At 73.4% G+C, this 12,942-nt stretch carries 14 protein-coding genes; 3 read left to right on the top strand and 11 right to left on the bottom strand.

Annotation, left to right across the window (positions count from 1 at the left end; all coding sequences use genetic code 11):
• Window positions 1-19: 19 nt before the first annotated feature.
• A complete protein-coding gene (locus ABZX40_RS09225; protein WP_355736746.1) occupies window positions 20-1,213 on the top strand; it encodes a CoA transferase in 1,194 nt (397 codons plus the stop codon).
• Window positions 1,210-2,049 carry a CoA ester lyase gene (locus ABZX40_RS09220; protein WP_355736744.1) on the top strand — a complete coding sequence of 280 codons (840 nt, stop codon included), beginning with the start codon at window positions 1,210-1,212 and terminating at the stop codon, window positions 2,047-2,049. Before ABZX40_RS09225 ends, ABZX40_RS09220 begins: the two co-directional genes overlap by 4 nt.
• An 84-nt stretch (window positions 2,050-2,133) precedes the next feature.
• On the opposite strand, the gene lgt is transcribed toward ABZX40_RS09220, so the two are convergent.
• From lgt to hisI, 11 genes are all read right to left on the bottom strand, one after another.
• The gene (gene lgt, locus ABZX40_RS09215; RefSeq protein WP_355736741.1) at window positions 2,134-3,156 is read right to left on the bottom strand and encodes a prolipoprotein diacylglyceryl transferase; all 1,023 of its coding nucleotides are present in this window, start codon (window positions 3,154-3,156) and stop codon (window positions 2,134-2,136) included.
• Window positions 3,157-3,300: 144 nt separating this feature from the next.
• The gene (locus ABZX40_RS09210; protein WP_355736738.1) at window positions 3,301-4,119 is read right to left on the bottom strand and encodes a thioredoxin domain-containing protein; all 819 of its coding nucleotides are present in this window, start codon (window positions 4,117-4,119) and stop codon (window positions 3,301-3,303) included.
• A gap of 132 nt (window positions 4,120-4,251) precedes the next feature.
• A complete protein-coding gene (trpA, locus tag ABZX40_RS09205) occupies window positions 4,252-5,067 on the bottom strand; it encodes a tryptophan synthase subunit alpha (protein ID WP_355736736.1) in 816 nt (271 codons plus the stop codon).
• The gene (trpB, locus tag ABZX40_RS09200; protein ID WP_355736734.1) at window positions 5,064-6,347 is read right to left on the bottom strand and encodes a tryptophan synthase subunit beta; all 1,284 of its coding nucleotides are present in this window, start codon (window positions 6,345-6,347) and stop codon (window positions 5,064-5,066) included. Before trpB ends, trpA begins: the two co-directional genes overlap by 4 nt.
• 59 nt (window positions 6,348-6,406) lie before the next feature.
• Entirely contained in the window at window positions 6,407-6,622 is a 216-nt protein-coding gene (locus ABZX40_RS09195; RefSeq protein WP_355736733.1) for a hypothetical protein, read from the bottom strand.
• Window positions 6,623-6,643: 21 nt separating this feature from the next.
• Complete coding sequence (gene trpC, locus ABZX40_RS09190; RefSeq protein ID WP_355736730.1) at window positions 6,644-7,453, bottom strand: indole-3-glycerol phosphate synthase TrpC; 810 nt, start codon at window positions 7,451-7,453, stop codon at window positions 6,644-6,646.
• 116 nt (window positions 7,454-7,569) lie between these two features.
• Window positions 7,570-7,995, bottom strand: coding sequence for a DUF2752 domain-containing protein (locus tag ABZX40_RS09185; protein WP_355736846.1), 426 nt, complete (start codon window positions 7,993-7,995; stop codon window positions 7,570-7,572).
• Window positions 7,996-9,008: 1,013 nt separating this feature from the next.
• Complete coding sequence (locus ABZX40_RS09180) at window positions 9,009-9,287, bottom strand: HGxxPAAW family protein (protein WP_355736728.1); 279 nt, start codon at window positions 9,285-9,287, stop codon at window positions 9,009-9,011.
• A 196-nt stretch (window positions 9,288-9,483) separates the two neighbouring features.
• Window positions 9,484-10,137 carry a TIGR02234 family membrane protein gene (locus ABZX40_RS09175; RefSeq protein WP_355736725.1) on the bottom strand — a complete coding sequence of 218 codons (654 nt, stop codon included), beginning with the start codon at window positions 10,135-10,137 and terminating at the stop codon, window positions 9,484-9,486.
• A gap of 52 nt (window positions 10,138-10,189) precedes the next feature.
• Window positions 10,190-11,668: an anthranilate synthase component I gene (locus tag ABZX40_RS09170; protein WP_355736722.1), complete on the bottom strand. Its 1,479-nt coding sequence runs from the start codon at window positions 11,666-11,668 to the stop codon at window positions 10,190-10,192.
• 11 nt (window positions 11,669-11,679) lie between these two features.
• Entirely contained in the window at window positions 11,680-12,171 is a 492-nt protein-coding gene (hisI, locus tag ABZX40_RS09165) for a phosphoribosyl-AMP cyclohydrolase (protein ID WP_355736720.1), read from the bottom strand.
• Window positions 12,172-12,301: 130 nt separating this feature from the next.
• Here hisI and ABZX40_RS09160 point away from each other — a divergent pair, with 130 nt between their 5' ends.
• A complete protein-coding gene (locus ABZX40_RS09160) occupies window positions 12,302-12,937 on the top strand; it encodes a TIGR03085 family metal-binding protein (RefSeq protein ID WP_355736718.1) in 636 nt (211 codons plus the stop codon).
• The last annotated feature ends 5 nt before the right edge of the window (window positions 12,938-12,942 follow it).

The following is a 12,942-nucleotide window of genomic DNA, read 5'->3' as shown; positions in this document are numbered from 1 at the left end:
CTCTAGGAGAGCCCACCCCGTGCCCCCCACACCCGCCCTCTCCGGCCTCCGGGTCCTCGATCTCGCCACCCTCTTCGCCGGGCCCCTCGCCGCCACGCTCCTCGGTGACTTCGGCGCCGAGGTCATCAAGGTCGAGCACCCCGCCAAGCCCGACCCGTCCCGGGGCCACGGCCCCGCCAAGGACGGCTTCGGCCTGTGGTGGAAGTTCCTCGGCCGCAACAAGCGGACGATCACCCTCGACCTGTCCACCCCCGGCGGCCGTCGCACCCTGCTCGCGCTGGCCGCCTCCGCCGATGTGATCGTGGAGAACTTCCGCCCCGGCACCCTGGAGAAATGGGATCTGGGCTGGCCGGAACTCTCGGCCGCCAACCCCCGTCTGGTCCTCACCCGCGTCACCGGCTTCGGCCAGTTCGGCCCCTACGCCCACCGCCCCGGCTTCGGCACCCTCGCCGAGGCCATGAGCGGCTTCGCCGCGATCACCGGCGAACCCGACGGCCCCCCGACCCTCCCGCCCTTCGGCCTCGCCGACTCCATCGCGGGCCTGGCCACCGCGTACGCGGTGCTCACCGCGCTCGCCGCCCGGGACCGCACCGGTCAGGGCCAGGTCGTGGACATGGCCCTGATCGAGCCGATCCTGACCGTGCTCGGCCCCCATCCCACCTGGTACGACCAGCTCGGCCATGTCCAGGGGCGGACCGGCAACCGCTCCGCGAACAACGCCCCCCGCAACACCTACCGCACCGCCGACGGCACCTGGGTCGCCGTCTCCACCTCCGCCCAGTCGGTCGCCGAGCGGGTGATGCGGCTGGTCGGCCGCCCGGATCTGATCGAGGAACCCTGGTTCGCGTCGGGCGCCGACCGCGCCCGCCACACCGAGATCCTGGACGAGGCGGTCGGCTCCTGGATCGCCGCCCGCCCCCGCGACGAGGTCCTCGCCGCCTTCGAGAAGGCGGAGGCGGCCATCGCCCCCATCCAGGACGTACGGGAGGTGATGACCGACCCGCAGTACGCGGCCCTGGACACCGTCACCACCGTCGACGACCCCGACCTCGGCCCCCTGCGGATGCAGAACGTGCTCTTCCGGCTCTCCGGCACCCCCGGCGCGATCCGCTGGGCGGGCCGCCCGCACGGCGCCGACACCGACACCGTGCTGACCGAACTGGGCCTGACCCCCGCCGATGTCACCGCCCTGCGCGCGGAGGGCGCGGTATGACCCCGGTACCCCCACTGACCTGGCTGTACGTCCCCGGTGACCGCCCCGACCGGGTGGCCAGGGCCCTCACCACCGGCGCCGATGTGATCGTGATCGACCTGGAGGACGCGGTCGCCCCGGACCGCAAGGAGTACGCCCGCGCCGCCACCGCCGACCGGCTCACCGACGCCCAGCCGGTCCCGGTGCACGTCCGGGTGAACGCCCTGGACGGCCCCTGGGCCGCGCTCGACCTGAAGACGCTGGCCCCGCTGCCCGGTCTGTCGGGTCTGCGCCTGCCGAAGATCACCGGGCCCCGGCAGCTCACCGCGGTCGCCGAGACCACCCGGGGCGGCGGCGACCGCACCCCGCCCCTGCACCCCCTCCTGGAATCCGCCCTCGGCGTCGAACACGCCTACGCCATCGCCACCGCCCACCCGGCCGTGGCCGGTATCTCCCTCGGCGAGGCCGACCTCCGCGCCGACCTGGGCGTGTCCGACGACACCGCGCTGGACTGGCCCCGCTCCCGGATCGTCCTGGCCGCCCGCGCGGCGGCGCTGCCACCCCCGGCCCAGTCGGTCCACCCCGACATCCGCGACCTGGACACCCTGGCGGCGACCTGCGCGCACGGCCGCGCCCTGGGCTTCCTGGGCCGCGCGGCCATCCACCCCCGTCAGCTCCCGGTCATCGAGCGCGCCTATCTCCCCACCGCGCGGGAGATCGAGGAGGCGGAGGTGATCGTGGAGGCGACCACGGCGTGCGCGGGCGCCCAGGCACTGACCGACGGCACCTTCATCGACCCGGCGATCCTGGCCCTGGCCCACCGCACCCTGTCCCTGGCCGAGGCCCACCGCCCCTGACACCCACCGCCGACACGCCGAAGGGCGCCCCGGAGACCCCGGGACGCCCTTCGCCCAGCACCACAAGGCGCTACGACACCGTCATCAGCTCTTCTTGGCCGCGCCACCCTCGCCGGAGGCGTCCGCGCCGACCTCTTCCTTCGCCCCGGAATCCTTGCCACCGGAGTCCCCGGATTCCGCGGAACCCCCCGAGTCGGCAGCATCCGCGTCCGTCTTCCCACCCTCGGAGTCAGACCCGGAGTCGGAGCCGGAGTCACCCGTCCCGGCCGCCCCGGACCCGTCCCCGTCGGAGGCGCCCGGTTCGACGATCTCCTCCCGCCCCGGCCGCTTCTTCGCCGAGATGACGATGTAGACCACGGCGAGCACGAAGACGAACAGCGCGGTCCAGTTGTTCAGCCGCAGACCGAGGATCTCGTGGGCGTCGTCGACGCGCAGGTACTCGATCCAGAAGCGGCCCGCGCAGTACGCGGCGACATACAGGGCGAAGGCCCGGCCGTGGCCCAGCTTGAAGCGCCGGTCGGCCCAGATCACCAGCAGGGCGACGCCGATGCACCACAGCGACTCGTACAGGAACGTCGGATGGTAGTAGCCGGGGACCCGGCCGTCGGCGGCGGACGTGATGTGCAGCGCCCACGGCACATCGGTCTCGCGGCCGTACAGCTCCTGGTTGAACCAGTTGCCCCAGCGGCCGATGGCCTGGGCGACGGCGATCCCGGGGGCGACGGCGTCGGCGTAGGCGGGCAGCGGGATGCCCCGGCGGCGGCAGCCGATCCAGGCACCGACCGCGCCCAGCGCGATGGCGCCCCAGATACCGAGGCCGCCCTCCCAGATCTTGAAGGCGTCGACCCAGTCACGGCCCTCGCTGAAGTACAGCTCGTAGTCCGTGATCACGTGGTAGAGCCGGCCGCCGACAAGGCCGAAGGGCACGGCCCAGACCGCGATGTCGGCCACGGTGCCGGCCCGGCCGCCGCGGGCGATCCAGCGCCGGTTGCCGAGCCAGACGGCCACGAAGACACCGGCGATGATGCAGAGCGCGTAGCCGCGCAGCGGAATGGGGCCGAGGTACAGCACTCCGCGCGACGGGCTGGGGATGTAGGCAATTTCCATGGCAAGGACGACGCTACCGTGCCGACCCGGCCGGACGGCAGGCAGCCCGGCTACGGGTCCATAACGGGGACGGCGAGGGGGGCGTGACGGGTGGGGCGGCGAACGGGCGTCGTCGCGCGGTGTCACCGCCCCCCGTCCCGGCCGTCAGCCCTCGTCGGTGCCTTCGGAACCGTCGGAACCCTCGGAGCCCTCCGCGCCGTCCGCCTCCAGCACCATCTCCTTGAGCTTGGCAGGGGTCATGGACTGGTCCTGGTAGATGTTCTTGCCGTTCAGCAGGACGGTCGGGGTACCGGTGAAGTTTCCGCTGGTGAACGCCTTGTTGGACTTGTCGACCCAGGCGTCGTGCGTCCCGTCCTGGACACAGGTGCGGAAGCGGGGGGTGTCCAGCCCGTCCACGTTCAGCGCCAGGTCGATCAGTTTGGCGTTGTCGGCGAAGGCGTCATCGGTCTCGGCGGGCTGGTTGTCGTAGAGCACATCGTGGTACGGGGTGAATTTTCCGGCGTCCTGGGCGCACGCGGCGGCGTTGGCGGCCTTGGTGGAGCCGCTGCCGCGCATGTTGCCGTCGATGATCGTCGCCAGGTGGTACTCGACCTTGAGCTGGCCGGACTCCGTCAGCTCATGGATGGTCTGGCGGTAGGTCGTCTCGAAGGACTTGCAGGCGGGGCAGCGGAAGTCCTCCCAGACGGTGAGCGTCGACTTGGCGCTCTGCCGGCCGACCGGGATGGCCAGGCTGTCCTCACCCTCGGCGCCGGAGGGGGCGACCACCGGGCCCGCGCTGCCGCCGCTGTCCTTGCCCACATTCGCGGCGACCACGCCGATCACGGCTGTCAGGCCCAGCACACCGACCACACTCGCGCCGATGATCAGTGCCCGCCGGCGCTTGTCCGCGGACTTCTGCTTCTCGCGCTCGACCGCCAGCCGCTCCCGGGCGCCGCGCTTTCCGTCACGATTCTTCTCGCTCACACCCCGGAAACGAACCGGGGAGGCGCCCAGCGCCTCCCCGCCCCCAGGTCCACACTTTCGAGTGACCTGCCACTAAATGTCCATTCCGCCATCTGGTGCAGACCAGCCGGCCACGGACCGGCCGCGCACCGGCTACACCTGTCCGCGCACGCCCTTCGCCAGTTCCCCGGCGAGGTCCCGGACCGTGGCGATCCCGGCGCTGTGGTCCGGGGCGTCCAGCATCCGCTTGACGAAGGCCGAGCCGACGATCACTCCGTCGGCGAACCCGGCGACCTCGGCGGCCTGGGTGGCGTTGGAGACCCCGAGGCCGACACAGACCGGCAGCTCGGTGGTGGCGCGGGTGCGCCGCACCAGGTTCTCGGCCTGCGCGCCGACCGACTCGCGGGTGCCGGTGACCCCCATCAGGGACGCGGCGTAGACGAAGCCGCTGCCCGCCGCGGTGATCTCGGCGAGCCGTCCGTCCTTGCTGCTGGGCGCCACCACGAAGACGGTCGCCAGACCGTGCTTCTCGGCGTGCTCACGCCACAGAGCGGACTCCTGGACCGGCAGATCGGGCAGGATGCAGCCCGCGCCGCCCGCCTCGGCCAGCTCTGCGGCGAACCGCTCGACGCCGTAGCGGTCGATGGGGTTCCAGTAGGTCATGACGAGGATCGGCTTGCCGGTGGCGGCGTGGGCCTCGCGGACCGTGCGCAGCACATCGGCGATCCGCACCCCGCCGCGCAGGGCGATGTCGTCGGCGGTCTGGATGACCGGGCCGTCGAGCACCGGGTCGCTGTGCGGCAGCCCGACCTCCACGATGTCGGCGCCCCCGTCGAGGACCGCCCGGACCGCCTCGATACCGCCGTCCACGGTCGGGAACCCGGCCGGGAGGTAGGCGATGAGCGCGGAGCGGCCCTCGGCCCTGGCGGCGGCGAGGGTGTCCGACAGCAGCTGGATGTTCCCGCTCATCGGGCGTCCCCCTCGATCTCGGCGGTGGCGGCGGCGTCGGCGGCCACCTCGGCGTCGGTGTCGTACAGCCCGAAGTAGCGGGCGGCGGTGTCCATGTCCTTGTCGCCGCGGCCGGACAGATTGACGATGATCAGGCCGTCCTTGCCCAGTTCGCGGCCGACCTCCAGGGCTCCGGCGAGGGCGTGGGCGCTCTCGATGGCCGGGATGATCCCCTCGGTGCGGGACAGCAGGCGCAGGGCCTGCATGGCGGCGTCGTCGGTGACCGCGCGGTACTCGCCGCGTCCGCTGTCGCGGAGGTAGGCGTGCTCGGGGCCGACGCCGGGGTAGTCCAGACCGGCGGAGATCGAGTACGGCTCGGTGATCTGGCCCTCGTCGTCCTGGAGGACGTAGGAGCGGGAGCCGTGCAGGATGCCGGGCTCGCCCTCGGTGAGGGTCGCCGCGTGCTCGCCGGTGTCGACGCCGTGTCCGGCGGGCTCGCAGCCGATGAGGCGGACGCCGTCGTCGGGGATGAAGGCGTGGAACAGGCCGATGGCGTTGGAGCCGCCGCCGACACAGGCGACGGCGGCGTCCGGGAGCCGTCCGGCGCGCTCCAGGATCTGGCGGCGGGCCTCGACGCCGATGACCCGGTGGAAGTCGCGGACCATGGCCGGGAAGGGGTGGGGTCCGGCGACCGTGCCGAAGAGGTAGTGGGTGTGGTCGACGTTGGCGACCCAGTCGCGGAACGCCTCGTTGATGGCGTCCTTGAGGGTGCGGCTGCCGGACTTGACGGCGATGACCTCGGCGCCGAGCATCCGCATCCGGGCCACGTTGAGGGCCTGGCGCTGGGTGTCGATCTCGCCCATGTAGATGGTGCAGTCCAGGCCGAAGAGCGCGCATGCGGTGGCGGTGGCCACGCCGTGCTGTCCGGCGCCGGTCTCGGCGATGACGCGGGTCTTGCCCATCCGGCGGGTGAGCAGGGCCTGGCCGAGGACGTTGTTGATCTTGTGGGAGCCGGTGTGGTTGAGATCCTCGCGCTTGAGGAAGACGCGGGCGCCTCCGGCGTGCGCGGCGAACCGGGGGACCTCGGTCAGCGCGGAGGGGCGGCCGGTGTAGTTGAGCAGCAGGTCGTCCAGTTCGCGGGCGAACTCGGGGTCGTGCTTGGCCTTGTCGAACTCGACGGCGACCTCGTCGACGGCGGCGACGAGGGCCTCCGGGATGAACTTGCCGCCGAACGCGCCGAAGTAGCCTTCGGCGCTGGGGAGATGACCGTCGGGGTCGGGGATGAAGTAGTCGCTGGGCATGCGGAATCCTCACGGAGAGTGCGTGGAAATGATCGCTGAGCGCCGTGGGACGGGAGTGTCTACCTGCTGCGGGCCGTCAGTGGCCGATCGCGCGGTTCCTCGCGCCCCTCAGGGGCGCGCTGCCATCGGCGGCCGTTCACCTGGCCCGGTTCGTCGCCGATGACGTAGCGCACTCGACGGCCGTGGACGCGGCGCGCGGGCGCGCGGCAGCCGCGGGGGCGGCAGCCTCGGGCCAGGCGGGCGTGGCGGTCCACGGTCGTCGCGGTGGGAGTCATCGGCGTCAGCCTAGCGGGTGGTCAGCCGCGGCCGTGCCGCAGCGCCGGGTGCTCGCCGGCGGCCACCAGGTCGGCGACCGCGGACTTGGGGTCCTTGCCGGTGACCAGGGATTCGCCGACGAGAACCGCGTCGGCCCCGGCGTTGGCGTAGGCGATGAGGTCGTGGGGACCGCGGACGCCCGACTCGGCGACCTTGACCAGACCGGCCGGGACCTCGGGGGCGACCCGCTCGAAGGTGCCGCGGTCCACGTCCAGGGTCTTCAGGTTGCGGGCGTTGATCCCGATGATCTTGGCGCCCGCGTCGACCGCGCGCTCGACCTCGTCCTCGTCGTGCACCTCCACCAGCGGGGTGAGGCCGATGGACTCGGCGCGCTCGATCAGCGACTCCAGGGCCGGCTGGTCCAGCGCGGCGACGATCAGCAGCGCGAGATCGGCACCGTACGCGCGGGCCTCCCACAGCTGGTACGAGGTGACGATGAAGTCCTTGCGCAGGACGGGGATGTCCACGCGCGCGCGGACCGCCTCCAGGTCGGCGAGGGAGCCGCCGAAGCGGCGCTCTTCGGTGAGGACGGAGATGACGGCCGCGCCGCCCGCCTCGTAGTCGGCGGCTAGCCCGGCCGGGTCGGCGATGGCGGCCAGCGCGCCCTTGGACGGGCTGGAGCGCTTGACCTCGCAGATGACCTTGACGCCCTCGCCGCGGAGCGCGGCCACGCCGTCACGGGCCGCCGGGGCCTTCGCCGCGCGCTCCTTCAGCTCGTCGAGGCTGACGCGTGCCTGCCGCTCCGCGAGGTCGGCACGGACTCCGTCGATGATCTCGTCGAGCACACTCACGCGAGCGGCCCCCTTTCAGACGGTCTCGGGCTGGTCATTGCGATGGTATCCGCAGCGAGGCGTAGGCCCCGAATCCGGTTGACGCCGGTCCCACTACCTGGACCTCCGGTAAATGATCAAGGATGCAACCAGCCACCGAACGGCAAGTTCCGGACAACCGTGAAGACCAGCAGTGCGGCGCCCGCCGCCCACAGCCAGGCCGGATGCGGATCGACCCGCATCGGCCGCCCGCGCGCCGCGCGAACCACCCAGACGGTCCATACGACGGCGAAGAACGCGTAGCCGAGCACGGCCGCGGCGTTCGCCTGGAAGGCGGCGGCGAGGTCACCGTGAGCCACCGCGTGAGCACTCCGCAGCCCACCGCACCCCGGGCAGTACAGCCCGGCGTACTGAAGCAGCGGGCAGGCGGGGTAGTGCCCGGGTTCATTGGGGTCGACGACACCGACGTAAGCGAAGGCAGCGGCAAGTCCGACGGCCAGCCCAAGGGGTGTGGCGAGCCGCCGGGCGGGGGTGAGGGCGGCTGGGGCGGGCGGGGGGTGCATGTGTGGGGGGCGGGCGGGGGCTGGTGGGGGCTCGGGGTGCAGGTGCGGGCGGCCTCCGGCGGCTGGTGGGGGCTCGGGGTGCACGTGCGGGGGGCCGCCAGTGGCTGGTGCGGGCGCGGGGGCGGCGGCCAGGGTGGACGCCGGGGTGGCGCCCGGGGCGTCGGTGGGCGGGGCGGGCGCGGGGTGCACGTGCGGGGGGCCGTCGGCGGCTGGTGCGGGCTCGGGGTGCACGTGCGGGGAGCCGCCAGTGGCTGGGGCGGGCGCCGGGGCGGCGGCCAGGGTGGATGCCGGGGTGGCGCCCGGGGCGTCGGTGGGCGGGGCGGGCGCGGGAGCCATGGGCGAGGTGGTGGCGACCGGTACCGGCGCCGGGGGCGCACCCGAGGCGTCGGCAACCGGGGCGGACCCCGGACCCCGACCCGAGGTGGCGGCAACCGACGCAGGCGCAGCACCGGCAAGGTCGGCAGTCTGGGCGGGCGCAGGACCGACACGCGAGGTGGTGGCAGTTGGTTGCGGCGCCGGGGCCCCACCCGAGATGGCGTCGGCCTCAGCGGGCGCTGGACCCACAGGCGAGGTGCCTGCGGCTTTCAGCAGCCCCGGAGCCCCACCCGAAGGGTCGGCAGCCAGCGCAGACGCAGAACCCCCACCCGCAGGGCCAGCAGCCAGCACAGGCGCAGAACCCGCACCCGGCGTCCCAGCACCCGGTACCGCCGCCGGAGCCGCACCCACCGAGGTGGCGCCAGCCGAGGCGCATCCCGGACCCGCGCCCGGGATGGCGCCAGCCGAGGCGCAGTCCGGACCCGTCCCCGGGATGACGGCAGCCAACACCGGCGCCGCACCCGCCCCCGGGATATCGGCGGCCGGTGCGGGTGCTGAGGTCGGGCGTGGGGTGTCGGCGGTCACGTCTCGCATTGTGCCGCGCGGGGCGGCGGGACGCACCAAGGGGCGGCCCGGGAAGGGGCCGCCCCTGGGGGGTCCATAACGGAGTGCCGTGTCGGCGTGTCGTGCGGGGGCGGTCAGCCCTCCGCGGCGACCGGCTCGCGGGTGGTGACCACGGGCTTCGCGGTGCCGGTGGGCTGCGTCGTCATCTTCAGCGGCTTCTGCTTGGGCAGGCCCATGCCCATGGCGCGCATGGCGCCGCCGACCACACCGCCGAGGACGATGACGGCCATGCCGCCCCAGAAGCCGAGCGGGTTGTCGGCCACCATGAAGACGCCCGCCACGCAGAATCCGATGAACGCGATGCTGACACCCGTCCATGCGGCCGGGGTGTGACCGTGGCTGCTGTCCGCCATTGCTTGCTCCTCGTTGCTGTCTGCGTAGCTGTCTGTGGTGTGTGCACGCGGTGGTGCGCGGTGGTGCGCGTCGAGCCCGACGCTCACATTCCATTGTCCCGTACGCGCGGGCGCGGTGTGAGCGGGGGTCGGGCCGGATCGTGTCCCGTTCACCACATCGGGACCTTCGGCTCGGGCCCAAGGACCCGTGCCCGCGCTAGGTGCGATCGCCGCTGGTGGGGTCCTCGCCGCGGTCCAGGGCCTTCCAGAGGTCCTCGGGCCGGTCGGGGTCGACGGGCACGGGGGCGCGGCGCGGGGCGCGGGGGCCGGTGCCGCGCTCGTAGCGGCCGGACATGGCGGGCCACATCCGGCCGTAGCGCAGCGCGAGGAGCCCGGCCAGCAGCAGCAGCGCGCCGCCCACGGCGGCCACGTAGGGCCAGGCGGTGTGGCTGAGGGAGTCGACGGTGGCGGCGGTGTTGCCGGAGGCTTCGGCGGCCTTCTCGTCGAGGGCGGCGGAGTCGGAGGCGCCGAACAGCGCGGCGGCGACGGTCCCGGCGCCGGACAGGGCGAGGAGCCCGGCGACGGCGTAGCGCCCGGCGCGGCGGACGGCGAAGACGGCGACCATGGCGGCGAGGCCGACCACGGCCAGCGCCGCGGGCACGCCCGTGACATCGCTGCCGGAGGCGGTCAGCGGGAAGTCGCCGCCGGCGACGGTCGCGGTGCCCGCCGACCACTCCTGCCGGGTGGCCAGCAGCGCCACGGCGGCGCCGAGCGCGCCGAACAGCAGGGCGAGACCGAGACTGAGCCGGCCGGCCCTGAGGGCGGCGACACTCACGGTGCGGGGTTGAGGAACAGCAGTCACGTGCTCCACTATCGCTCCCCCACCCCGGGTCGTGTCACCCGGGGTTCACGTGAGAAACGCCCTACTGTGCCAGCCGGTTCGCCGTGTGCACCGCGCGGAGCACCGCCGCGGCCTTGTTGCGGCACTCCGTGTCCTCGGCCACCGGGTCGGAGTCGGCGACGATCCCGGCGCCCGCCTGGACGTACGCGGTGCCCTCGCGGAGCAGGGCGGTGCGGATGGCGATGGCGGTGTCGGAGTCGCCGGCGAAGTCCAGATAGCCGACGGCGCCGCCGTACAGCCCGCGCCGGGAGGGTTCGAGTTCGTCGATGATCTGCATGGCGCGGGGCTTGGGGGCTCCGGAGAGGGTGCCCGCGGGGAAGCAGGCGGTGAGCACGTCGAAGGCGGTGCGTCCGGTGGCGACGCGGCCGGTGACGGTGGACACGATGTGCATCACGTGCGAGTAGCGCTCGACGGACATGAAGTCGACGACCTCGACCGAGCCGGGCTCGCAGACCCGCCCCAGGTCGTTGCGGCCCAGGTCGACCAGCATCAGATGCTCGGCACGCTCCTTGGGGTCGGCGAGGAGTTCCTCGGCGAGGGCCTGGTCCTCCTGCGGGCCGGCGCCCCGGTGCCGGGTCCCGGCGATGGGGTGGACCATGGCCCGGCCGTCCTCGACCTTGACCAGGGCCTCGGGGCTGGAGCCGACGACGTCGAAGCCGTCGAAGCGGAAGAGGTACATGTACGGCGACGGGTTGGTGGCGCGCAGGACCCGGTAGACGTCCAGGGCGCTGGCCGTGCACGGGGTCTCGAAGCGCTGGGAGGGGACCACCTGGAAGGCCTCCCCGGCGCGGATGCGCTCCTTGATGTCCTCGACGGCCGCCCGGAAGTCGGGGCCGCCCCACAGCGCGGTGTACTCGGGCAGCTCCGAGGGCGGCAGCACGGCGGGCGGCTGGGCGACCGCGCGGGTGAGGTCGGCCTCCATGGCGTCCAGCCGGGCCACGGCGTCCGTGTACGCCTCGTCCACGCCGGTGTCGAGGTCGTTGTGGTTGATCGCGTTGGCGATCAGCAGGACGGAGCCCTCCCAGTGGTCCATCACCGCGAGATCGCTGGTCAGCAGCATGGTCAGCTCGGGCAGCCTGAGGTCGTCGCGCTCGCCGGGGCCGATCTTCTCCAGGCGGCGGACGATGTCGTAGCCGAGGTAGCCGACCATGCCGCCGGTGAAGGGCGGCAGGCCCTCCTGGTGGGGGGTGTGCAGGGCCTCGATGGTGGCGCGCAGGGTGGTGAGCGGGTCGCCGTCGACGGGGACGCCCACGGGCGGGGTGCCCAGCCAGTGGGTGCGGCCGTCGCGCTCGGTGAGGGTGGCGGCGCTGCGGACGCCGACGAAGGAGTAGCGGGACCAGGAGCGGCCGTTCTCGGCGGACTCCAGCAGGAAGGTGCCGGGGCGTTCGGCGGCCAGCTTGCGGTAGAGGGCGACGGGGGTGTCGCCGTCGGCCAGCAGCTTGCGGGTGACCGGGATGACCCGGCGGTCGGAGGCGAGCTTGCGGAACGTGTCGAGGTCCATGGCGGCCGACCCTACTGACCCGCGGCCGGTGCGCCGGAACCGGCGCCGGGCGCGGCATCAGGGGTGGCGTCGGGGGCGGCACCCGGGTCGGCATCAGGGTCGGCACCCAGGGCGGCATCCGGGGCGTCCTTGAGGAGCACATCCGCGTCGAAGCAGGTCCGCGCGCCGGTGTGGCAGGCGGCGCCCACCTGGTCGACCTGGACCAGGACCGTGTCGGCGTCGCAGTCCAGCGCGACCGACTTCACCCACTGGACGTGGCCGGAGGTGTCGCCCTTGACCCAGTACGCGCGGCGGCTGCGGGACCAGTAGGTGCAGCGGCCGGTGGTCAGGGTGCGGTGCAGCGCCTCGTCGTCCATCCAGCCCAGCATCAGCACCTCACCGGTGTCGTACTGCTGGGCGATGGCGGGCAGGAGCCCGTCCGCGCTGCGCTTGAGGCGGGCGGCGATCTCGGGGTCGAGGCCGCTGGGCCCACGGGACCCGCTGGAGGACGGCGTACTGGTCATGCCTGCCATTGTGCCGCGCGGGACCGACAACGCCGGATCGCTGTCCGGTGACCGGACACGCACCCGGCGTGGTGCCCCCGGTGGCCGCCGTCCGCTGGGCGGAGCCGGTGCGCCGCCGTAGGGTGAACGCATGTCGACCTTTGCCAAGCGTGAACGGCTCCTCCTCGCCGATCTCTTGGAGACCACCGGTCCGCAAGCCCCCACTCTGTGCGAGGGCTGGACCACCCGGGACCTGGCGGCGCACGTGGTGGTGCGCGAGCGCCGCCCGGACGCCGCCGGGGGCATCCTGATCAAGCAGCTCGCGTCCCGCCTGGACAAGGTGATGGAGGAGTTCGCGGCGAAGCCGTACGAGGAGCTGATCCAGCTCATCCGGACCGGCCCGCCCCGCTTCTCGCCCTTCAACCTCAAGCAGATCGACGAGGCGTCCAACACCGTCGAGTTCTATGTCCACACCGAGGACGTGCGCCGCGCCCAGCCGGACTGGACGACCCGCGAGCTGGACAGCGTCTTCCAGGACGCCCTGTGGTCCCGGCTGGAGCGCATGGCCCGGCTGATGGGCCGGACCGCGCCGACCGGGCTGGTGCTGCGCCGCCCGGACGGCCAGACCGCCATCGCCCACCGCGGCGCCCCGGTCGTCACCGCCACCGGCGAGCCCTCCGAGCTGCTGCTCTTCGCCTACGGCCGCCAGAGCGCGGCCAAGGTGGCACTGGAGGGCGACGAGAACGCCATCACGAAGCTGCGCGAGGCCAGGCAGCTCGGGATCTGAGCCCG

It is taken from the genome of Streptomyces sp. NPDC004610, from assembly GCF_040609715.1.
GTDB lineage: Bacteria > Actinomycetota > Actinomycetes > Streptomycetales > Streptomycetaceae > Streptomyces.
This window is presented reverse-complemented; position numbering and strand designations above follow the sequence as displayed.